Here is a 20,716-nt window from a genome sequence, read left to right on the forward strand (position 1 = left end):
AAAGCCGTCCCGTCTGGTGGGCCGCGCATCTTACAGCAGCCTTCGAATCCGTCAACCGTTTTCGATGCCGCTTTCGATCCGCCCCGCCGCGCTCAATCGATGCAGCTCGGCGGGGCGCGCATTGTGCACACGCACAACGAATTTTGGAAGCCCGAAATCGCGATTTCGCGAAACTTTTTTCGTCGGCCTCAGCCGGCGATCAGGCGTACGCGTGCAAAGGTGCGCTTGCCGACCGCGAGTACGCCTTCGAAACCCGGCGTATAGACGTGTTGCGCGTCCTCGACGATCTCGCCGTCGATGCGCACCGCGCGCTCCTTGAGTTTGCGGTTGGCTTCGGAATTGCTGGGCGTGAGCCCGGCCGCGGTCAACAGGGCGGCGATGCGCAGGCCTTCGACCGGCACGACCACGTCGGTGAGCGGCAGCGAGGCGGTGTCGCCCTCGCCGCGCACGGCCGCGTTCCAGCCCGCGACCGCGGTTTCGGCCGCGTCCGCGCCGTGGAAACGCGCCGCCAGCTCGCGCGCCAGGCGCAGCTTGAGATCGCGCGGATTCAGCGTTCCGGCCTCGATTTCGGCCTTGAAACGCGCGGCGTCGGCGATCGAGATGTCGAAGCTGAGCAGGTCGATCCAGCGCCACATCAGCACGTCGTCGATCTTCATGGTCTTGGTGACGATATCGATCGCCGGCTCGTTGATGCCGATGTAGTTGCCCAGCGACTTGGACATCTTGTTGACGCCGTCCAGGCCTTCCAGCAGCGGCATGGTCAGCACGATCTGAGCAGGCTGGCCGTGGTGCTCCTGCAGGCCGCGGCCCATCAGCAGGTTGAACTTCTGATCGGTGCCGCCGAGCTCGACGTCGCACTCCAGCGCAACCGAGTCGTAGCCCTGCACGAGGGGGTAGAGGAACTCGTGGATCGCGATCGATTGCTGGGCCGCGTAGCGCTTGGCGAAATCGTCGCGTTCGAGCATGCGCGCCACCGTGTGCTGGCCGGCCAGGCGGATCATGTCGGCCGCGCTCATCTTGCCGAACCATTCGGAGTTGAAACGCACCTCGGTCTTGTCGCGATCCAGCACCTTGAACACTTGGTCGGCGTAGGTCTGGGCGTTGGCCAGCACGTCCTCGCGGGTGAGCGGTTTGCGGGTGACGTTCTTGCCGGTCGGGTCGCCGATCATTCCGGTGAAATCGCCGATCAAAAAGATCACCTGATGCCCCAGGTCCTGGAACTGGCGCATCTTGTTGAGCAGGACCGTATGGCCGATGTGCAAATCGGGCGCGGTCGGGTCGAAGCCGGCCTTGATCCGCAGGGGGCGGCCGAGCTTGAGACGGGCCTCGAGCTCGTCGAGCTTGAGGATCTCATCGGTGCCGCGGCGGATCAGGTCGAGGGCGTCTTGGACGGAGGCGGGGCTGGGAGCGGACAAAGGAGGGGACTCGCGTGGCGGGACGCGGCCGCCGGAATGCGACCGCGGTCAATGAATGGAGTTAACAAGGAGTTAAACGTTACCGCATTGTCTGCCGGACAAAAACCCTATTCAGGTCAAGGGTTTGACGCACGTTGCTCGCATGTCTATGGTAACGCCGCTACGCAGCCTTCACACCTTTCGCAGGGGATTCCATCTATGACCGCACCCGAACCCGGTACGGACCGGCGCGAACGCCTGAAGGCACTGCGTGAAGCCGCTCTGCACCGCCCGGTGCTGGCACGTCATATTTCCGATGGATTCAACGGTCGTTGGTCGCGCCGCCAGTGGGTGCAGGCCAGCCTGTTCGCGACCATGGGCATGCTGGTGCTGGCGATCGTGCCGGGCTTCAGCCCGAGCAACGCCAAGCCGCTGCACGCCGCGCGCCAGTCGCTGGCGCTGGCCCTGCCGCCGCTGCCGATGGCGCGCGCGAAGGGCCAGATCGGCGACAGCTGGCAGCTGATCCGCGTCGACCGCGGCCAGACCCTGGGCGCGGTGTTCAAGCAGTTGAACATCCCGTCCTCGACCATGCAGCAGATTCTCGACCAGCCCGGCGCCAAGCAGGCGCTGACCCGGATGAAGCCGGGCACCGAGCTGGCCTTCGACATGCCGGTCAACGGCTCGCTGCGCAGCTTCCGCTACGACCGCGACGACAGCCATCAGGTCGAACTGAAGCTGGACGGCGGCAAGATCTACCAGAAGGTGATCGCGCGCCCGAGCGAAACCCGCACCGTGGTGCTCAGCGGCAAGGTCGGCTCTTCGTTGTTCCGTTCGGCGCGCAAGGTCGGCCTGACCCCGAACAACATCCGTACCCTCACCGACGACATCTTCAAATACGACATCGACTTCAACGAAGACGTCGGCGCCAACGACCGTTTCAGCGTGGTGGTCGAACAGACCTGGCGCGAAGGCGAGCTGGTCAACACCGGCCCGGTGCTGGCGGCCACCTTCACCAGCGACGGCAAACTTCACACCGGTTTCCGCTTCGAGCGCGACGGCAAGGCCGAGTACTTCACCGGCGACGGCCGCCCGCTGAAGAAGAGCTTCATCCGCATGCCGATTCCGTACGCGCGGCTGAGCTCGGGCTTCGGCGCGCGCCGCCACCCGGTGCTGGGCCGCATGCGCATGCACAAGGGCGTGGACTACGCCGCCGGCAGCGGCACCCCGATCATGGCCGCCGGCGACGCGCGGGTGAAATCGGCCGGCTGGATGGGCGGCTACGGCAACGCGGTGGTGCTGGACCACGGCCGCGGCTACACCACGCTGTACGGGCACATGTCGCGCATCGGCAAGATCCGGCCGGGCCAGCGCATCGCCCAGGGCACGGTGATCGGCTATGTCGGCAGCACCGGCATGTCGACCGGCCCGCACCTGCATTACGAATTCCGCGTCAACGGCGTGCACCGCAACCCGCTGTCGATCACGATGCCGCCGCCGGAGCCGCTGAGCGGCGCCCCGCTGGCGCAGTTCCGCTCGCAGACCGGTGTGGCGCTGGCGCGCATCCGCCAAGTCGAGAACATCATCTACGCCGACGCCACTCCGACGGTCTCGCCGATGTCGCGCGCGCTGGCGCCCAAGAAGAAGACCAAGGCCTGAGGCCTGCAGTGCCCGAACCCGCCCACGCCCCCGCCGCGGGGCTGTTCGTCGGTTTGATCTCCGGTACCAGCGCCGACGGCATCGACGCCGCGCTGGTCCGCTTCGACGCTGACCGATCGCCGCATTGCGAGCTCGTGCTCGGGCGCACCTATGCCTGGGCCGAAGCGCTGCGCGCGCGCCTGGTGGTGCTGGGCCAGGGCGGCGACGCGCAGTCGCTGGAAGAGCTGGGCACCCTGGACGTGCAGATCGCCGAGGCCTTCGCCGAGGCGACGCTGGCGCTGTTGGCCGAGGCCGGGGTCGGCGCGGCCGATATCAACGCGATCGGCTCGCACGGCCAGACCGTGCGCCATCGTCCCGAGGGCGCCTACTACGACGGCCGCCATCCCTTCACCTGGCAGCTCGGCGACGGCCACGGCATCGCCGAGCGCTGCGGCATCGCCACGGTCGCGGACTTCCGCCGCCGCGACGTCGCCGCCGGCGGCCACGGCGCGCCGCTGGTGCCGGCCTTCCACGCGGCCCTGCTGCATTCGTCCGACGAGGATCGCGCGGTCCTGAATCTGGGCGGCATCGCCAACTACACCCTGCTGCCGGCGCACGGCCCGGTGCGCGGGTTCGACACCGGCCCGGCCAACTGCCTGATGGACGCCTGGCACCTGCTGCACCGCGGCGGCGCCTACGACGCCGACGGCGAGTACGCGGCCCAGGGCGAGCTGGACCCGGAGCTGCTGACGCGCCTGCTGGACGAGCCCTGGTTCGTGCTGGCGCCGCCCAAGAGCACCGGTCGCGAGCATTTCCACCTCGACTGGGTGCGCTCGCGTCTGAGCGGCGGCGAGCGCCCCGAGGACGTGCAGGCGACCCTGCTGGAACTGAGCGCGATCACCATCGCCGATGCCCTGCGCGCGCAGCAGCCCAACACCCGGCGGGTGCTGGTCTGCGGCGGCGGGGTACGCAATGCGCAGCTGCTGCGCGCGATCGGCGCGCAACTGCCCAATACGGTGATCGAATCGACCGCGGGCTACGGGCTGGATCCGGACTTCGTCGAAGCCATGGCCTTCGCCTGGCTGGCGCGGCAGACCCTGGCCGGGCTGCCCGGCAATGTGCCCAGCGTGACCGGCGCGCGCGGCCCGCGCGTGCTCGGGGTGGTTTACCCGCCCTGATTCTTGCCGGCCGGGACCTGGTCGATCAGCTGCTGCAGGTCGGCGTCGATCTGGCTGACGCCCCGATGGCCCCACTCGCCCTCGTCGACCGGGCGCGGCGCACGCCCGATCAGCGAATACCCCGGATCGCTGGGCACGCTTTCCAAGGCCGCGATCGCGGCTTGCAGGGCATTGGCGTCGGTATCGCTGAAGCGCGCGGCCAGTTCGGTCTCGCAGGCGAACAGACCGTGCTCGAGCAGGTGCATCAGGGTCTGGTCCGGGGCCCAGTTGCGGGCCTCGGCGACCCGGCGGATGCGTTCGGCCAGCACCGGATCGATGTTGTGCAGGACGATATCGGTCATTTCCGCACTCTACCTCAGCAAACCCCCGCTTTTGTGCATGAACGTCGGCGAATCGTGAGCGCCGTCGCTCATGTTCAGGCCGCCGCCGGCGCCGCGACCGGACGCCGCATGACCAGGATCAGGCACAGCAGCAAGGCCGGGATGCCGATCAGAGCGGTGCCGATGAAGAACAGCGAATAGGCTTCCAGCAGGGTGCGCCCGGTTTCCAGGTGCTCCACCGCGACGCCGGACAGTCCCTTGAGGAATTTGCCGGGCATGGCATAGAAGGAACTGAGCAGCGCGTACTGGGTGGCGGTGTAGCCGACGCTGGTCAGGCTGGACATGTAGCCCACCAGGGCCACGCCGGCGTAGCCGTTGCTGAAGTTGTCGATCGCCATGACGATCGCGAACACGGTCGGATCGCTGCCGTGCATGGCCAGGTAGGCGTAGGCCAGATTGGAGCCGGGGCCCAACACCGCGCCCACCAGCAGGGTCGGCACGAAACCGAAGCGGATCGCGCTCAGGCCGGCGGCGGCGATGCCGACGATGGTGGCGACGGTGCCGACCGAACCGCGCACCGCGCCGACGGTTTCCTTGGCCAGGCCCAGGTCGGCGTAGAACGGGTTGGCCATCGGCCCGAACACGAAGTCGGGCAGCCGGTACAGGCTGATCGCCAGCAGCATCAGCAGCGCCCACTGCCCGTGGGTGCGCAGGAACATCAGCAAGGGCCCGACCACCGCGTCGAAGAAGCGCAGCAGCGGCCCCACCAACGGCCGGGTCCAGGTCGCCTCGGGCACCGGCCTGCCGTCCTCGGGGCGGCGCATCAACAGCCATAGCGCCAGCGTCACGCCGACGGCGAACGCGGCGTCCTGATAGCCCCACGCGGCGTCCCAGAAATTGTGTTTGGCGACTTCGTACGCCACCGCGAGCACGCCGATCGCCAGCGCCGCGACCCAGCGCAGCACCATCGCATCCGACACACCGAGCTTGGCCTGCTCGGGATCGACGATCTCCAGCACGGGCTGGGCGACCGAGCGGGTCGATTCGCGCGCCAGGAACACCGCGGCCATGCCCACGCCCAACAGCAGGGCCATGATCTCGTAGGACACCGCCCAGCCCACGCGCGCGGCCAGGATCAGGATCAGCGAATCGGTGACCAACAGCGCGGTGCGGTAGCCCAGCGCGCCGCTGGCGGTCAGCAGGCCCTGCTCCTCGTTGTTGTCGGCGCTCTCGATGCGCCAGGCGTCGATCACGATGTCCTGGGTCGCCGAGGCGAACGCCACCACCAGCGCCAGCACCCCGAATACCAGCAGGTGGTTCAGGGCCACCCCGCCCAGCATCAGCTGCCCTTTGTGCGGCTCGACCAGGGCCATGCCCAGCAGCGCGGCACTGGCGACGATCTGGGTCAGCAGCATCCAGCCGCGGCGACGGCCGAGCCAGCGCCCGAACAGCGGCGCGTCGGTCTTGTCGATCAGCGGCGCCCACAGGAATTTCAGCGAATAGGCCAGGCCGACCCAGGACAGGAAGCCGATCGTCGACAGCTCGATCGCGTTCTCGCGCATCCAGAACCCGAGCGTGTTGCCGACCAGGTAGATCGGAATGCCCGAGCTGAAGCCCAGCAACAGCATCGCCAGCACCTTGGGCTCGCGCAGGCTTTTCAGCACCTGCCGCCAGCCGGGGCGCGGCTTCGCCGCTGCGGCCTCAGAGCTCATAGTCGACGATGAACGGCGCGTGGTCGGAGAAACGCGGTTCCTTCTGGATCGCGCAGGCGCGCAGGCGCTCGCGCAAGCCCGGCGTGGCCAGCTGGTAATCGATGCGCCAACCCACGTCGTTGCCGCGCGCGCCGCCGCGGTTGCTCCACCAGGTGTAGTCCTGGCCCTCCGGGCGCAGCGCGCGGTAGGTGTCGACCCAGCCGTCGTCGTCGGCGCACACGCCGTTCAGCCATTCGCGCTCGGGCGGCAGGCAGCCGGAATTCTTCTGGTTGCTGGTCCAGTTCTTGATGTCCAGGCGGCTGCGCACGATGTTCCAGTCGCCGCACAGCACGTACTCGCGGCCGCTGCGCAGCCATTCGTCGAGCTTGGGCTTGAGCCAGTCCATCACCTCGAACTTGAAGCCCTGGCGCAGCTCGCCCGAGGAACCGGACGGGATGTAGAACGAGACCACGCTGAGGTTGCCGTAACGGGCCTCGATGTAGCGGCCTTCGTCGTCGAACGGCGCCCAACCCATCGCGGTGCGGACCTCGTCGGGCTCGCGCTTGGAATAGATGGCGACGCCGCTGTAGCCCTTCTTGGTGATCGCGTCGCGGAAATAGGCGCGGTAACCCTCGGGCAGAAAAGCCGGGCCGGTGAGCTGGTGCTCCTGGGCCTTGGTTTCCTGGATGCACAGCACGTCCGCGTTCTGGGTGCGGAACCAGTCGAAGAAACCCTTGGTGACCGCCGATCGCAGGCCGTTGGCGTTGAAGCTGATGATGCGCATGCGCACTCCCGAGCGTGATGCGGGCGATCATAGCAATGGCCCGGGCGCCGGTGGCCTATCATGCCGGCATGCCTCAAGCCCCTGCCGCGCCCGCGATCGTCCGCGTCGTCCCCGTCGACGACCGCCTGGCCGATGCGGTGCGCGCGCTGCAGGTGGCGCCCGAGCAACTGCAGTTCGTCGGCGACACCGCCTTCAACCTCGACGACACCCGCCGCGACCCCGACAGCGAGGCCATGGCGGTGCTGGCCGACGACGAGGTGGTCGGCTTCTACCGCCTGGATTTCCGTCCTGGCTCGGTCGGCGGGCGCGCCTTCGACGAGCCCAGCGTGGGCTTGCGCGCGGTGGTGATCGACCGCGAGCGCCAGGGTCGCGGCTACGGCGCGCGCGCCATGGACGCCTGCTGCGAGGACCTGCGCCAGCGCCACCCGCAACGCCGGCTGCTGGCGCTGACGGTCAACTGCCGCAACCTGGCCGCGATCGCCGCCTACCGGCGCTCGGGCTTCGTCGACACCGGCGAACTGTTCCTGGGCGGCGCCGCCGGCCCGCAGCACCTGATGCTGCGCCGGCTGCAGCCGCCCGTCACCGACTGAATCCAACGCCCCCACAAGCACGCCCCATGACCGACCACCGCACCCGCTTCCTCCAGCTCGCCCTGCGCGCCGACGCCCTGCGTTTCGGCGAGTTCACCCTCAAATCGGGGCGCAGCAGCCCGTATTTCTTCAACGCCGGCCGCTTCGACTCCGGCGCCGCGCTGGCCGAACTGGCCGGGTGCTACGCCGACGCCATCGACGCGCACGGCCTGGGCTTCGACCTGCTGTTCGGGCCGGCCTACAAGGGCATCCCGCTGGCGACCGCGCTGGCCTGCGAGTACGCCCGCCGCGGCCGCGACCTGCCGCTGGCGTTCAACCGCAAGGAAGCCAAGACCCATGGCGAGGGCGGCAGCCTGATCGGCTCGCCGCTGGCCGGGCGCCGGGTGCTGATCGTCGACGACGTGATCACCGCCGGCACCGCGATCCGCGAAGCGCTGGCGATCATCGCCGAAGCCGGCGGCAGCGCGGCCGGCATCGTGATCGCGCTGGACCGCCAGGAAGCCGTCGACCCGGCCACATCGCGACGCTCGGCGGCAGAAACTGTCGCAATCGAACAAGGCCTGCCGGTGATCGCGGTGGCCAGCCTGGCCGATCTGCTCGCCTTCACCGGCGAAAGCGCCGAATTCGGCGCCCAGCGCGCGCGTTTGCTCGACTACCGCGAGCGCTATGGCAGCCACGCCGGCGCCTGAATCCCGCCGATGCGCGTCTGGCCGGGTCCGCCCGGCCGGATGCGTTGATGAAATCGTGACGCCGGTTGCACGCGCGAGGTGCTGATATGGCCCAACTCTTGCGTCAGTTCTGTCCCATGACCCATGCATCGCGATGGCAGGGAGCCGACATGAACAAGATCCACTCGCTGCTGACCGGCGCCGTGCTGCTGGCGCTGACCGCCACCGTCGCGGTCGCCCAGGACGCGCCGAAGAAGAAGCTCTACTGCTGGAACGAAAACGGCCGCAAGGTCTGCGGCGACGCCCTGCCCGCCAGCGCGGTCGACAGCGCGCGCACCGAGTTCAGCGCCAAGAGCGGCCTGGCCACCGCCCAGGTCGGTCGCGCCCTGACCGCCGAGGAGCGTGCCGCCGCCGCCGCCCAGGCCGAGGCCGCGCGCATCGCCGCGATGGCCGACGAGGCCAAGGCCCGCCGCGACATCGCCATGGCCCAGTCCTACGCCACCGAGGCCGACCTGCGGCGCGCGTTCCAGGAACGCATCGCGGTGATGGACGAAACCGTGAAAGCCTCGCAACTGGGCGTCGAAGGCCGCCGCCAGAGTCTGCTCAGCCTGCTGCGCAAAGCCGGCGAGCACGAACTCAGCGGCAAGCCCGTCGGCAGCGGCCTGTCCGAGAACATCCGCAACCAGCACGCCGAACTGCTGCGCCAGCAGAGCATCCTGGCCCAGCAGAAAGCCGAGCGCGCGACGATCGACGAGGACCTCAACGCGGCGCTGCAGCGCTACAACAGCATGAAGGCCGCCGAGGCGGCGCGCGCGCGCGGCTGACGTCTTCGATCCACATCGCATACACATACGGCCGGCGCAATGCCGGCCGTTTGGTTTTTGGCGCGGCAATTGAGACTCGTCAGGCCTAGGATTTGGCGACCACCGGAGCGTCAGGAGTCGCCCATGTCGCACAGCATCGATTCGACCACGAGCCCCCGGCGCCGCTCGCATCGCCATGCCCTGGCAGCCGCGCTATTGCTGGCCTGCATCAGTCCGATGGCGATGGCCACCGGCAACGACACGCCTGGGTTCGGCTTCAACTATTGGCCGCAGGACTACCGGGGCTGCCAAGAACTCACCGATGCCACTTGGCCGGCGGCACAAAAAGCGATCGCGGCCGATCTGGACTTGATGAAAAGCCTGGGCGTGGACGTGCTGCGCCTGAGTCTCTACATGGAAACAAGCGGCTACAGCCCCGGCAACAGTCCTGTACCCGACATGTGCAAATACCTGCCGAACTTTCTCGACCTGATCGAGGGTGCGGGCTTAAAGGTCATCGTGGCGTTCTCGAACACCTATCTGGGATTCGACCACGCCAACAACCGTTATTACTGGCAGGCTCCGATCTACGGATTCGTCACAACGCCGCCGACGACGGGGTACTGGCAATTCCTGGAGCACTCCAAGGAATGGATAGGCACGATGGTGGAGCTGACCCGCGATAGCGGTTCGATTCTCTACTACGACATCCAGAACGAATACGACTCCACCATCCCGGATATCGACTACTACTTCCGCACGATGTACGGCGAGATTCCCGCTGGCAAGCGCGGCATCTCCATTCTCAACACGCCTCACGACATCAAACCGGTCGGAGGCGACAACTGGAAGAGCATTCCTTCGCAGCTGCATGTGCTCGAGGACACTCTGTCGTACGTCGACTTTCACAGCTATCCGCAAGTGCCCAAGCACACCTGCCCGCTGCATTGGGACATCGAGAACGTCTCCGACAACATGCGCAGCGCCTTCGGCGCCAACACCACGATAGTGATGGGCGAATTCGGCCGGCGCGCGATCGGGCAAAACGACCCCAACCCGGATATCGGCGCCTACCTCAACAATTGCACCCCGCCCAATACGCCCAATGAGCGCCATTGGGACGAGCCCAGTCAGCGGATCGCCGAACTGGACCTGATCGCACGTGCGGCGAACAAAGGGATTCCCTATTACCTGCACTGGATGCTGTGGGACCACACGCCGAAGCCGGAAACCCCGCCAGGCCCGTCGACGGACCCGGCAAAGCTGCAGGTCTATGGCTATGGCTACTCGCCCCACGCCCCCAAGGACGTGCTCGGCGCACTCGCCGAGCAGCGCGGCCTGATTCCGAACGCCGATTTCGAGAACGCGCCGCAGGTCGGCCAACTGCCGCAACTGTGGGACAAGGGCAGCTGGGGGCCGTCCAACAACGCGCCGCCCGTATTGCTGTTCGTGTCCGGCGGCGCGAACACCGGCGAGGCGGCGACGCGCGATCACTATGCGCGCCTGCAAGCGCAGCAGGCCTGCGCGACCTGCGTGATCTGGATGCAGGCCGACGCCTTCGACATCGGCCCCGGCAAGCGCCTGCATTTCAACGCCTACCTGCGCTCCAATCTGGATCAGGTGCAGATGAAGCTGGTGCAGTACGACGCCAACTGGAATGTATTGGCCACCTATGCCGCGCCCGCGGTGACGCTGACGGGCTGGTCGTGGAACAACTACATGGTGCGCGCGCACGCGCTGGATCCTCCCAACGCGTCGGCCAGCCTCAGCACGACCACGGTGGCGGGAACGGCGCGGGTGATCCTGACCATCGGCGGCACGCCGGCCGCGGCGCCGGCCATTCTCGACGTCGATACGGTGTCGGTGGCCGCCGACTGAGGGGCCGGCCGGCGCAAGCGGCCTGACGGTATCGTCGCGCCCAAACAAAACGACCGGCCTGGGCCGGTCGTTTTGCGTTTCAGGTTCGGCTGACGCCGCCCCCCATCAGAACGGCAGGTTGAGCGTGGGATCCACCGCCAGCAGCTGCGAACGGAACGCCGCCTGGATGCGGCCCAGCGATTCGCGCGAGTCGGCGTCGAAGCGCAGCACCAGCACCGGTGTGGTGTTGGAGGCGCGCACCAGGCCCCAGCCGTCGGCGTAGTCCACGCGCAGGCCGTCGATGGTCGACAGGCGCGCGCCCTCGAACTGGGCCTGCTGCAGGAAACGGTCGACGAAGGTGTGCGGGTCGCCGTCGGGCGCGTCGACCTTGATCTCCGGCGTGGACACGCCGTCGGGCAGCGCGGACAGGGTTTCGCTGGCGCTTTGCGGACGCGCGGCCAGGATTTCGAGCAGGCGCGCGGCGGCGTAGATGCCGTCGTCGAAGCCGAACCAGCGCTCCTTGAAGAAGAAGTGGCCGCTCATCTCGCCGGCCAGTTCCGCATCGGTCTCGCGCATCTTGGCCTTGATCAGCGAATGCCCGGTCTTCCACATCAGCGGGCTGCCGCCGTGGCGCAGGATCTGGCCGGGCAGGCGGCCGGTGCATTTGACGTCGTAGATGATCATCGCGCCGGGGTTGCGTTCCAGCACGTCGGCGGCGAACAGCATCAGCAGGCGGTCGGGGAAGATGTTCTGGCCGTCGCGGGTGACCACGCCCAGGCGGTCGCCGTCGCCGTCGAAGGCCACGCCCAGGTCGGCGTCCAGGCGCTGCACCATCTTGATCAGGTCGGCCAGGTTGTGCGGCTCGCTCGGGTCCGGATGGTGGTTGGGGAAGGTGCCGTCGATGTCGCAGTACAGCGGCGTGACCTCGGCGCCGATCGCGGTGAGCACGCGCGGGCCGATGTCGCCGGCCACGCCGTTGCCGGCGTCGACCACGACCTTGAGCGGGCGGTCGATCTGCACGTCGGAGGCGATGCGCTGGACGTAGTCCTCGCCGATGTCGCGCTCGGACAGCGAGCCCAGGTCGCCCAGGTGCAGGCGGTCGTCGGCGATGCGCGCGTACAGATCGGTGATGGCGTCGCCGGACAGGGTTTCGCCGCCGACCACGATCTTGAAGCCGTTGTAGTCGGGCGGATTGTGGCTGCCGGTGACCGAGATGCAGGAACCGGCGCGCAGGTGATAAGCGCCGAAGTAGATCACCGGCGTCGGCGCCATGCCGATGTCGATCACGTTGCGGCCGGCCTTGCGCAGGCCGGCGATCAGGCCTTCGACCATGGCCGGGCCGGACAGGCGGCCGTCGCGGCCGACCACGATGTCGGTCAGGCCCTGCTCGTGCATCAGCGAACCGACCGAGTGACCGATCAGCTCGGCGACGCCGGCGTCCAGGGTTTTGCCGACGATGCCGCGCACGTCGTAGGCGCGGAAGATGCTGCGGTCGATCGCGACCGCCTTGGTCGGCAGCGGCGATTTGACGTCGACCGGCAGTTCGATCGGCGGCGGCACCGGCTGGTGCTCCATCGCTTCGGACAGGGTCTGCGACGGACCTTCCTCTTCGGCGACGACCGCGGCGCCGCGACGCAGCTTGGGCGCGCGCCAGGCCAGCAGCGCCAACAGCGCCAGGATGGCGGCGGCGCCGAAGCAGCCGATCGCGCCCAGACCCAGCGGGCCGCCGGCGATGTCGGGAATGGCGGCGGCGACGCGCAGGTCGCTGTCGGGAATCTTGGCCGCGAGCGCCTCGGCGCCGTCGGCGAGCGAGGCGTCGCCGCGCTCGATCACGCTATAGCCGCCCTGGCGCAGGGCGAGGTAGCTGTCGCTGGAGACCGAGGCGCCTTCGATGCCCTGGCTCACGCGCTGCAGCGGCAGGCGCAGGAAGGCCACGCCGACCGCCTGCTGCCCGGCACGCGCGGGCGCGGCCAAGGCCAGGCTGGGCTGGGCGCCGTCGCGCGCGATCCAGGCCACCGGCTTATCGTTGGCGATCGCCGCTTCCATCGCGGCCAGACGGCCGTAGCCGCCCTTGGGCAGCGCGGCGTACTCGGCCGCCAGATCGCTGCGCAGGACCACCGCATCGCTGGCGCCGGGCCAGTCTTTTGCGAGTTCGCGCGCGGCCGCGGCCAGATCGCCCGCGCTCAGCGCGGTCTGCACCGGCGCCGAGGCCAGGCGTTCGTCCAGGCGCTTGAGCTCGCCAGCCAGGCCGGTCTTGGCCGCTTCGATCGCGGCGTCGCGCGCGCGCTCGATCCCGCTGCGGCGCGCGTTGTCGCGGTGCTGCTGCCAGCCGCTCCAGGCGAACCAGGCAGCCAACAGCGCGCACAGCACGATCGCGACCGAGCGCAGCGGTTTGAGTTGCTCGGCCGACAGCTTGGGCCGTTCCATCTTCAGATCCACCATCGTCCCGTTCCTTTGATCAGCGCACGCCGGTGTGGCCGAAGCCGCCGGCCCCGCGCGCACTGGATTCGAATTCGTCGACCACCTGCAGCGTCGCCCGTACGATCGGAAGCACGACCAACTGCGCGATGCGATCCCCCGGCTGCATCGTAAAAGCCTCGCGCCCGCGATTCCACACGCTGATCAGCAAAGGCCCCTGATAGTCCGCGTCGATCAGGCCGGTGCCGTTGCCCAGCACGATCCCGTTTTTGTGACCCAGGCCCGATCGCGGCAGGATCACCGCGCACAAGGTCGGGTCGCCGAGGTGGATGGCCAGGCCCGAGGGCACCAGCGCGGTATCGCCCGGATGCAGCACCAGCGACTGATCCAGCGCCGCGCGCAGGTCCAGGCCGGCGCTGGCGGCGGTGGCGTATTGCGGCAACGGCCATTCGTCGCCGAAGCGCGGGTCGAGGATCTTGAGTTCGAGAGTGTGGTTCATGCGGTCCGCAGGCGTTGCGCGATCAGGTCCAGCAGCTCGTCGGCCAGCCGGGTCTTGGGGGCGGGACCGAGCGCGCGTTCGCCGCCGGTCCAGTACACGGTCAGGGCGTTGTCGTCGCTCTCGAAGCCGCTGCCGGGCACGCCGACGCGATTGGCGGCGATCAGGTCCAGCTTTTTCTTTTCCAGCTTGCCGCGCGCGTAGCGTTCGACGTCGTCGGTCTCGGCGGCGAAGCCCACCACCAGGCGCGGGCGCGCGGCATGCACGGCGACCTCGGCCAGGATGTCGGGCGTGCGCACCAGCTCCAACGCGAAGCGCGCTTCGTTCTTCTTGATCTTGCCCGGCGCGACCTGCGCCGGGGTGTAGTCGGCGACCGCGGCGGCGCCGATGTAGGCGTCGACCGGCAGGCCCGCCAGCACCGCCTCGCGCATCTGCGCGGCCGAGCGCACGTCGGTGCGCGCGACCCCGGCGGGGGTGGGCAACGACACCGGGCCGGCGATCAGACTGACCTGCGCGCCGCGCCGCGCCGCGGCCTCGGCGATCGCGAAGCCCATCTTGCCGCTGCTGCGGTTGCCGATGAAACGCACCGGATCGATGTCCTCGTAGGTCGGACCGGCGCTGATCAGCAGGCGCAGGCCCTGCAGGCTGGCCGCGCTCATGCCGTCACCTGCGCTAGCGCGGCGACGATGTCGTCGGGCTCCATCAGGCGGCCGGGGCCGGATTCGGGCTCGGCCATCGGGCCGTCCATCGGCCCGAGCAGACGCACCCCGCGTTCGCGCAGGGTGGCGACGTTGGCCTGGGTGGCCGGATGCGCCCACATGCGGTGGTTCATCGCCGGCGCCACCGTCAGCGGCGCATCGGTGGCCAGGCACAGGGTGGTGATCAGGTCGTCGGCGAAGCCGTGCGCGAGCTTGGCGATCATGTCGGCGGTGGCCGGCGCGATCAGCACCCGCTGCGCCCAGCGCGCCAGTTCGATATGGCCCATCGAGGCTTCCGCCTGCGCGTCCCACAAGGAGGTACGCACCGGCTGGCCGGACAGGGCCTGGAAGGTCGCGGTACCGACGAAGCGGGTCGCGTTCTCGGTCATGGCCACGCGCACGTCGGCGCCGGCATCGCGCAGGCGGCGCACCAGCTCGGCGGCCTTGTAGGCGGCGATGCCGCCGCAGACGCAAAGCAGCACGTGCTGGCCTTGCAGGGTGGGTGGCGCGTCTAGTGCCATGTTCGGCTGAATGTCCTGGTGCGGCGGTGCGGCCCCGGCGTGGGCGGCGGCCCGTAAGGGAATTCCCACGCCGGAACGGGGCCCTAGCTTACCCGATGCATCCGTAACGCCCGATCGGCAGGCATCACGCTACGGAGCAAGCTGCGGCCATGCGTATCCAAGACTGGCCCAGCGCGGAACGGCCCCGCGAAAAACTCCTGGCACGCGGCGCCCGCTCGCTTTCGGACGCCGAACTGCTGGCGATCTTCCTCGGCTCGGGCCTGCGCGGCCACGACGCGGTCGCCACCGCGCGCGGCTTGCTGAACGCGCACGGCCCGCTGCGCGCCCTGCTCGAATGCAGCCCCGCCCAGTTGCTACAGCTGCCCGGCCTGGGCCCGGCACGCGCCTGCACCCTGGCCGCCGTGCTGGAGCTGGCCAACCGGCATCTGTCGGCCCAGCTGGAGCGCGGCGAGGCCCTGGCCGATCCCGGTGCGGCCGGCCGCTACTTCGCCCAGCGCCTGCGCGGGCTGTCGCACGAGGTGTTCGCGGCCCTGTTCCTGGACGCCAGCCACCGCGCGATCGCGTTCGAGGAGCTGTTCCGCGGCACCATCGACGGCGCCGAGGTGCACCCGCGCGAGGTGGTCCGGCGCGCGCTGGCGCACAACGCCGCGGCGGTGATCGTCGGCCACAACCACCCCAGCGGCAATCCCGAACCCAGCGGCGCCGACCGCGCCGTGACCGCGCGCCTGCGCCACGCCCTGGACTTGGTCGATATCCGCCTGCTCGACCACTTCGTGATCGCCGACGGGCCGCCGGTGTCGATGGCGGCGCGCGGCATGCTCTGAGGCCGCGCCGCGGCCGGCGCCGGCGGGCCGCGGCCGCGAACCTCGCGCCGGCGCGACGAGCTGCGTCGCGGCGGCGTTCGCGGCCCGCCCGCGGGGTCGCCCTCGCGTACAATGGCCGATCCGCAGCACCCCGCAGAATCCCCGTGAAAACCCATCTCCGCGCGCTGGTCGCGCAGGCCATCGATGCGTTGCGCGCCGCCGGCACCCTGCCGGCCGAGCTGGCGACGCCCGATTTCGTGATCGAACGTCCCAAGACCCGCGCCCAAGGCGACTTCTCGACCAACGCCGCGATGCTGTTGTCCAAGCCCGCGCGCGCCAATCCGCGCGAGATCGCGCAGAAGCTGGTCGATGCCCTGCCGGCCAACGGCGACATCGCCCGCGTCGAGATCGCCGGCCCCGGCTTCATCAACTTCCATGTCGCCGAGTCGGCCTGGCGCCGTCTGCTGGGCGACGCGCTGGCCGCCGGCGCGAACTACGGGCGCAACGACAGCGGCGCCGGCCATCGCGCCGGCGTCGAGTACGTCTCGGCCAACCCGACCGGTCCGCTGCACGTCGGCCACGGTCGCGCCGCGGTGATCGGCGACTGCATCGCGCGCGTACTCGCCGCCAACGGCTGGAACGTGGCGCGCGAGTTCTACTACAACGACGCCGGCGTGCAGATCAACAACCTGGCGATCTCGACCCAGGCGCGCGCGCGCGGCATCGCCCCGGGCGAGCCAGGCTGGCCGGAAGACGGCTACCGCGGCGACTACATCGCCGACGTGGCCCGCGCCTATCTCGACGGCGCCACGGTAGAAGTCGACGGCCAGTCCGTGATCGGCGTCGGCGACATCGACAACCTCGACGCGATCCGCCGTTTCGCGGTGGCCTACCTGCGCCGCGAGCAGAACGGCGATCTCGCCGCCTATGGCGTCGGCTTCGACGTGTACTTCCTGGAAAGCTCGCTGTACGCCGACGACAAGGTCGAGGAGACCGTGCGCGAACTGATCGCGCACGGTCACACCTACGAAGAGGGCGGCGCGCTGTGGCTGCGCAGCACCGACTTCGGCGACGACAAGGACCGCGTGATGCGCAAGTCCGACGGCACCTACACCTACTTCGTGCCCGACGTCGCCTATCACCTCAGCAAGTGGCAACGCGGCTACGAGCGCGCGATCACCGAACTGGGCGCCGATCACCACGGCTCGCTCGCGCGCGTGCGCGCCGGCCTGCAGGCGCTGGACGCCGGCATTCCGCAAGGCTGGCCCGAATACGTGCTGCACCAGATGGTCACGGTGATGCGCGGCGGCGAGGAAGTGAAGTTGTCCAAGCGCGCCGGCAGCTACCTGACCTTGCGCGATCTCATCGACGAGGCCGGCTGCGACGCGGTGCGCTGGTTCCTGATCGCGCGCAAGCCCGATTCGCAGCTGACCTTCGACATCGATCTGGCGCGCTCGCAGTCGATGGACAACCCGGTCTACTACGTGCAGGTCTCGCATGCGCGCATGTGCGGCCTGATGCGCCAGCTCAAGGAGCGCGGCCTGTCCTTCGACCTGGCGCAGGGCCTGGCTCAGCCGCTGGATCTGGACGACGAGGCCGCGCACGAACTGGTGACGACCCTGTTGCGCTACCCCGATGTGGTGGCCGCGGCCGGCCGCGACCTCGAGCCGCACCAGATCGCGGTCTACCTGCTGGAATTGGCGCAGACCTTCCAGACGTATTACAACGACCACCAGTTCCTGGTCGACGACGACGCCGTGCGCAACGCGCGCCTGGCGTTGGCGACGGCGACGCGCCAGGTGCTGGCGAACGGTCTGGATCTGTTGGGCGTCAGCGCCCCCGAGGTGATGTAAGTGGCAGCACGACGTGGCAAATCGCAAGCGAAGCGCAACCAGGGCAACGGCGGCGGCCTGCCCGGCTGGGCCTGGGGCGTCATGGGCGTCCTGTTGGGCGTGGTGCTGATCCTGTCGGCGCCGAAATTCCTGAAGTCCGACGGCGACGGTTTCTTCCGACCCAAGCCCAATCCCGACGCCCAGCCCGCACCGGTCGCGGTGGCCGAGGACGAGACCGTCGCGCCCGACAACGACGCCGGTCCGGCCCAGGCCAAGCCCGCCGCCGACGCGCCCAAGCAAGGCCCCGAATACGACTTCTACACCCTGCTGCCGGGTAAGGAAGTGCCGCTGACCGACGCCGAGCTGGCCGCGACCGAGCGCGCCGAAGCCGCGCGCCTGGCCCAGCAGCAGAAGCAGGCCGCGCAGGCCGCCGCTGCCGCGCAGAACGGCACGGCGCCGGCCACGGCCGTCACGCCGGCCAACGCCACTGCCGCCAACAACGCCAGCGCCGCGCTGCCCAAACCGGTCGATGCCGGCACCAGCGCGCCGGCCGCCAACAACGCCGCGGCCGCCACGACGCCGGCCGCGGCCACCGCCACCGCCAGCACGGCCCCGGCGGTCGACGACGGCACGCGCTATCTGCTTCAGGCCGGCGCCTTCCAGGCCTCCGGCCAGGCCGAGGAAATGAAGGCCAAGATCGCCCTGCTGGGCCTGGGCGCACGCGTGGAATCGGCGCAGATCGGCGGCAAGACCGTGTACCGCGTGCGCATGGGGCCTTACGGCACCGCCAGCGATCTGGCCGAAGCCAAGCGCAAGCTCGCCGGCGGCGGCCTGCCGGGCATGGCCATCAAGGTCAAGTAAGCCGAATCGGCCGGCCGCCCAAGCGCGGCCGCCTCGACCTCTCGTCCCGCCCACGCGGGAACGACACCTCGCCCACGCGGGGACGACACCTCTGCCTCTTAGGATGCGGTGAGCCAAAGGCGAACCGCATCGTCGCGTAGCTGCGACCGACGACCGCGCCGCCCGCCCCGGCTTGTCTTCCCCTGCTTGTCCTCCCCCTTTGAAAAAGGGGGACCGAGGGGGATTTGCTCTTGACCGCCGCAGCCTCTCACACGCACTCCGACCCGCCCACCGCGACGACTCGGAAGAACGCACGCGCAGTAGCTGCGACCGACGACCGCGCCGCCCTTCCCGCTTGTCTTCCCCCGCTTGTCCTCCCCCTTTGAAAAAGGGGGATCGAGGGGGATTTGCTCTTGACCGCCGCAGCCTCCCCACACGCACTCCGGCCCGCCCACCGCGACGACTCGGAAGAACGCACGCGCAGTAGCTGCGACCGACACCCGCTCCGCCGCCCCTGCTTGTCTTCCCCCTTTGAAAAAGGGGGACCGAGGGGGATTTGCTCTTGACCGCCGCAGCCTCCCCACACGCACTCCGACCCACCCACCACGACGACTCGTAAAAACGCACGCGCAGGCCACCGACCCGTCGGCAAGCGCGAGCGCGGTCACAGCCCGAACAGCGCGCGCTTTGCCTTGCATGCAGCCGAGGTAGACTCGCCCGGTTCCTGGCAGGGTGAAGCATGGACAAACGCGTACTTTTGGGCTGCATCGCCGCACTGTCGGTGCTGCTGCTGGGCGGTCTGGCCGCGCAATTGGCCGGTGCCAACAGCGAAGGCGGACAGATCCTGCACACGCCTCTGGGCCGGGTGCCGGTCGGCGACGTCTTGATGGTGCTGCTGGCGATGACGGTGGGCGGCGCGATCGCGCGGCGCAAATTCCGTGCGGTCGCGGTGCTGATGGTGTTGATCGTGTGGCTGTCGATCCTGACCGTGCTGGTGGCGATGATCGCCCCCGACAGCCCGCCGCCGATGGCCTCGCTGCCGGCGATGCTGAAGTACAACGGCGCGGCGATCGTGCTGAGTCTGTTGGCGGCCTGGCTGGGCGCCACGATCGGCGAGACCCTGGCCAATCGGCGCACCAAGGCCGCCGCGTCCTGAGCGTAGCGCCGCTGCCTTCTGTGGGAGCGGCGTGAGCCGCGATCGTGCGGCCCCATCGCAACGCAGCTCGCAGCTCACGCAGCGAATGCAACAGCATCGCGGCTTACGCCGCCCTCACAGGGAGCCGGCGCAACGCGCGCGACCGGTTTAGCTGTGCGATCCGCCGCGCTTAATCGCGATCAGCGCCGAGGTGTCGGACTCGCCCATTCCGCGTTCGATCAGCTCGGCGTAGTCGGCCAGGGCCTGGTCGATGACGGTGGTGCGGATGCCGCTGTCGCGCGCGATGCCTTGCACGATGCGCAGGTCCTTGAGCATGTGCGCGCACTTGAAGCCGGGCGCGAACTCGTCGCGCAGCATGGTCGCGCCGCGCTTGTCGAGGAACCAGTTGTTGGCCGCGCCGGCCAGCAGGGTCGGCAGCAGGCGCTCCGGATCCAGGCCCAGCTTCTCGCCCAGCGCCAGGCCTTCGCAGACCGCCTCGTTGATGCCCGCGACCAATACCTGGTTGACCGCCTTGGTGGCCTGGCCGGCGCCGGTGCCGCCCATGTGGCTGATGCGCGCGGCATAGGCCTCGATCGCCGGGCGCGCGCGCTCCAACACCTCGGCGTCGCCGCCGGCCATTACCGACAGCTTGCCGTTGCGCGCGCCTTCGACGCCGCCGGACACCGGCGCATCGATGAAACCGATGTTGTGCGTGGCCAGCATCGCCGCGCAGCGACGCGCGGTTTCAACCGCCACCGTCGAATGGTCGACCACGATCGCACCGGCCTTGAGCACTTCGGCCAACGCGGCCACGTTCTCCAGCACGTCCGCGTCCAGCGATACGCACAGGGTGACCACGTCGCAGTCGGCGAAGTTGGCCGCCGAGCGCGCCGCGCGCACGTCCAACTCCGCCGCCAATGCGTCGGCCTTGGCCTGGGTACGATTGCCGACCGCGGTCAGCAGCCCACGGTTGTGCACGTAACGCGCCATCGGCGCGCCCATCGCGCCCAGGCCTATGAATCCGACTTTCATTTCAACCTTCCGTCCCGTGAG

Annotated in this window: 16 protein-coding genes and 2 pseudogenes; 10 read left to right on the forward strand and 8 right to left on the reverse strand. The window is 69.2% G+C overall.

Annotated features, from left to right (window positions below; translation table 11 throughout):
• Window positions 1–188: 188 nt before the first annotated feature.
• Complete coding sequence (gene tyrS, locus ASE43_RS19845) at window positions 189–1,415, reverse strand: tyrosine--tRNA ligase (protein WP_057161677.1); 1,227 nt, start codon at window positions 1,413–1,415, stop codon at window positions 189–191.
• Between the two features lie 198 nt (window positions 1,416–1,613).
• Between tyrS and ASE43_RS19850 the strand changes: the two genes are divergently transcribed.
• Window positions 1,614–3,050 carry a peptidoglycan DD-metalloendopeptidase family protein gene (locus ASE43_RS19850; protein WP_056176775.1) on the forward strand — a complete coding sequence of 479 codons (1,437 nt, stop codon included), beginning with the start codon at window positions 1,614–1,616 and terminating at the stop codon, window positions 3,048–3,050.
• A gap of 8 nt (window positions 3,051–3,058) precedes the next feature.
• Window positions 3,059–4,207: an anhydro-N-acetylmuramic acid kinase gene (locus tag ASE43_RS19855; RefSeq protein WP_057161678.1), complete on the forward strand. Its 1,149-nt coding sequence runs from the start codon at window positions 3,059–3,061 to the stop codon at window positions 4,205–4,207.
• A 122-nt stretch (window positions 4,208–4,329) separates the two neighbouring features.
• Here the strand turns inward: ASE43_RS19855 and ASE43_RS19860 are convergent.
• The 3 genes and pseudogenes from ASE43_RS19860 to ASE43_RS19870 form a co-directional block, all read right to left on the reverse strand.
• Window positions 4,330–4,548 (reverse strand): annotated as a pseudogene (locus ASE43_RS19860) (hypothetical protein); the annotation flags it as partial.
• A gap of 74 nt (window positions 4,549–4,622) precedes the next feature.
• On the reverse strand, window positions 4,623–6,239 hold the full coding sequence (locus ASE43_RS19865) for a hypothetical protein (RefSeq protein WP_057161679.1): 1,617 nt from the start codon (window positions 6,237–6,239) through the stop codon (window positions 4,623–4,625).
• Window positions 6,229–7,002, reverse strand: a complete 774-nt coding sequence (locus ASE43_RS19870) for an exodeoxyribonuclease III (RefSeq protein ID WP_056176786.1) — start codon at window positions 7,000–7,002, stop codon at window positions 6,229–6,231. The genes ASE43_RS19865 and ASE43_RS19870 overlap by 11 nt, the downstream gene beginning before the upstream one ends.
• 68 nt (window positions 7,003–7,070) lie before the next feature.
• Between ASE43_RS19870 and ASE43_RS19875 the strand changes: the two genes are divergently transcribed.
• From ASE43_RS19875 to ASE43_RS19890, 4 genes are all read left to right on the forward strand, one after another.
• Window positions 7,071–7,592 carry a GNAT family N-acetyltransferase gene (locus ASE43_RS19875; RefSeq protein WP_157489597.1) on the forward strand — a complete coding sequence of 174 codons (522 nt, stop codon included), beginning with the start codon at window positions 7,071–7,073 and terminating at the stop codon, window positions 7,590–7,592.
• Window positions 7,593–7,618: 26 nt separating this feature from the next.
• Entirely contained in the window at window positions 7,619–8,281 is a 663-nt protein-coding gene (pyrE, locus tag ASE43_RS19880) for an orotate phosphoribosyltransferase (protein WP_056176792.1), read from the forward strand.
• A gap of 149 nt (window positions 8,282–8,430) precedes the next feature.
• Window positions 8,431–9,084 carry a hypothetical protein gene (locus tag ASE43_RS19885; protein ID WP_057161680.1) on the forward strand — a complete coding sequence of 218 codons (654 nt, stop codon included), beginning with the start codon at window positions 8,431–8,433 and terminating at the stop codon, window positions 9,082–9,084.
• Between the two features lie 123 nt (window positions 9,085–9,207).
• The gene (locus ASE43_RS19890) at window positions 9,208–10,941 is read left to right on the forward strand and encodes a cellulase family glycosylhydrolase (protein WP_057161681.1); all 1,734 of its coding nucleotides are present in this window, start codon (window positions 9,208–9,210) and stop codon (window positions 10,939–10,941) included.
• 105 nt (window positions 10,942–11,046) lie between these two features.
• Here ASE43_RS19890 and ASE43_RS19895 read toward each other — a convergent pair whose 3' ends face one another.
• The 3 genes and pseudogenes from ASE43_RS19895 to coaBC all read right to left on the reverse strand — a co-directional run bounded on the left by ASE43_RS19895 (window position 11,047) and on the right by coaBC (window position 15,053).
• A complete protein-coding gene (locus ASE43_RS19895) occupies window positions 11,047–13,362 on the reverse strand; it encodes a phosphomannomutase/phosphoglucomutase (RefSeq protein ID WP_235568838.1) in 2,316 nt (771 codons plus the stop codon).
• 16 nt (window positions 13,363–13,378) lie between these two features.
• Window positions 13,379–13,837 carry a dUTP diphosphatase gene (dut, locus tag ASE43_RS19900; protein ID WP_056176804.1) on the reverse strand — a complete coding sequence of 153 codons (459 nt, stop codon included), beginning with the start codon at window positions 13,835–13,837 and terminating at the stop codon, window positions 13,379–13,381.
• Window positions 13,834–15,053: pseudogene (coaBC, locus tag ASE43_RS19905) on the reverse strand (bifunctional phosphopantothenoylcysteine decarboxylase/phosphopantothenate--cysteine ligase CoaBC). Before coaBC ends, dut begins: the two are co-directional and overlap by 4 nt.
• A 149-nt stretch (window positions 15,054–15,202) precedes the next feature.
• On the opposite strand from coaBC, the gene radC reads away from it, so the two are divergent.
• The 4 genes from radC (at window position 15,203) to ASE43_RS19925 (ending at window position 19,684) form a co-directional block, all read left to right on the forward strand.
• Window positions 15,203–15,877, forward strand: a complete 675-nt coding sequence (gene radC / locus ASE43_RS19910; RefSeq protein WP_057161682.1) for a DNA repair protein RadC — start codon at window positions 15,203–15,205, stop codon at window positions 15,875–15,877.
• 143 nt (window positions 15,878–16,020) lie between these two features.
• Entirely contained in the window at window positions 16,021–17,709 is a 1,689-nt protein-coding gene (gene argS, locus ASE43_RS19915) for an arginine--tRNA ligase (RefSeq protein ID WP_057161683.1), read from the forward strand.
• Window positions 17,710–18,549, forward strand: a complete 840-nt coding sequence (locus tag ASE43_RS19920) for an SPOR domain-containing protein (RefSeq protein ID WP_057161684.1) — start codon at window positions 17,710–17,712, stop codon at window positions 18,547–18,549. It begins immediately after the preceding gene.
• A gap of 718 nt (window positions 18,550–19,267) precedes the next feature.
• Window positions 19,268–19,684 carry a hypothetical protein gene (locus ASE43_RS19925; RefSeq protein ID WP_157489599.1) on the forward strand — a complete coding sequence of 139 codons (417 nt, stop codon included), beginning with the start codon at window positions 19,268–19,270 and terminating at the stop codon, window positions 19,682–19,684.
• 147 nt (window positions 19,685–19,831) lie between these two features.
• Here ASE43_RS19925 and ASE43_RS19930 read toward each other — a convergent pair whose 3' ends face one another.
• The gene (locus ASE43_RS19930; protein ID WP_057161685.1) at window positions 19,832–20,695 is read right to left on the reverse strand and encodes an NAD(P)-dependent oxidoreductase; all 864 of its coding nucleotides are present in this window, start codon (window positions 20,693–20,695) and stop codon (window positions 19,832–19,834) included.
• Window positions 20,696–20,716 lie beyond the last annotated feature (21 nt).

The organism is Lysobacter sp. Root983 (assembly GCF_001429345.1).
Taxonomy (GTDB): domain Bacteria; phylum Pseudomonadota; class Gammaproteobacteria; order Xanthomonadales; family Xanthomonadaceae; genus Lysobacter.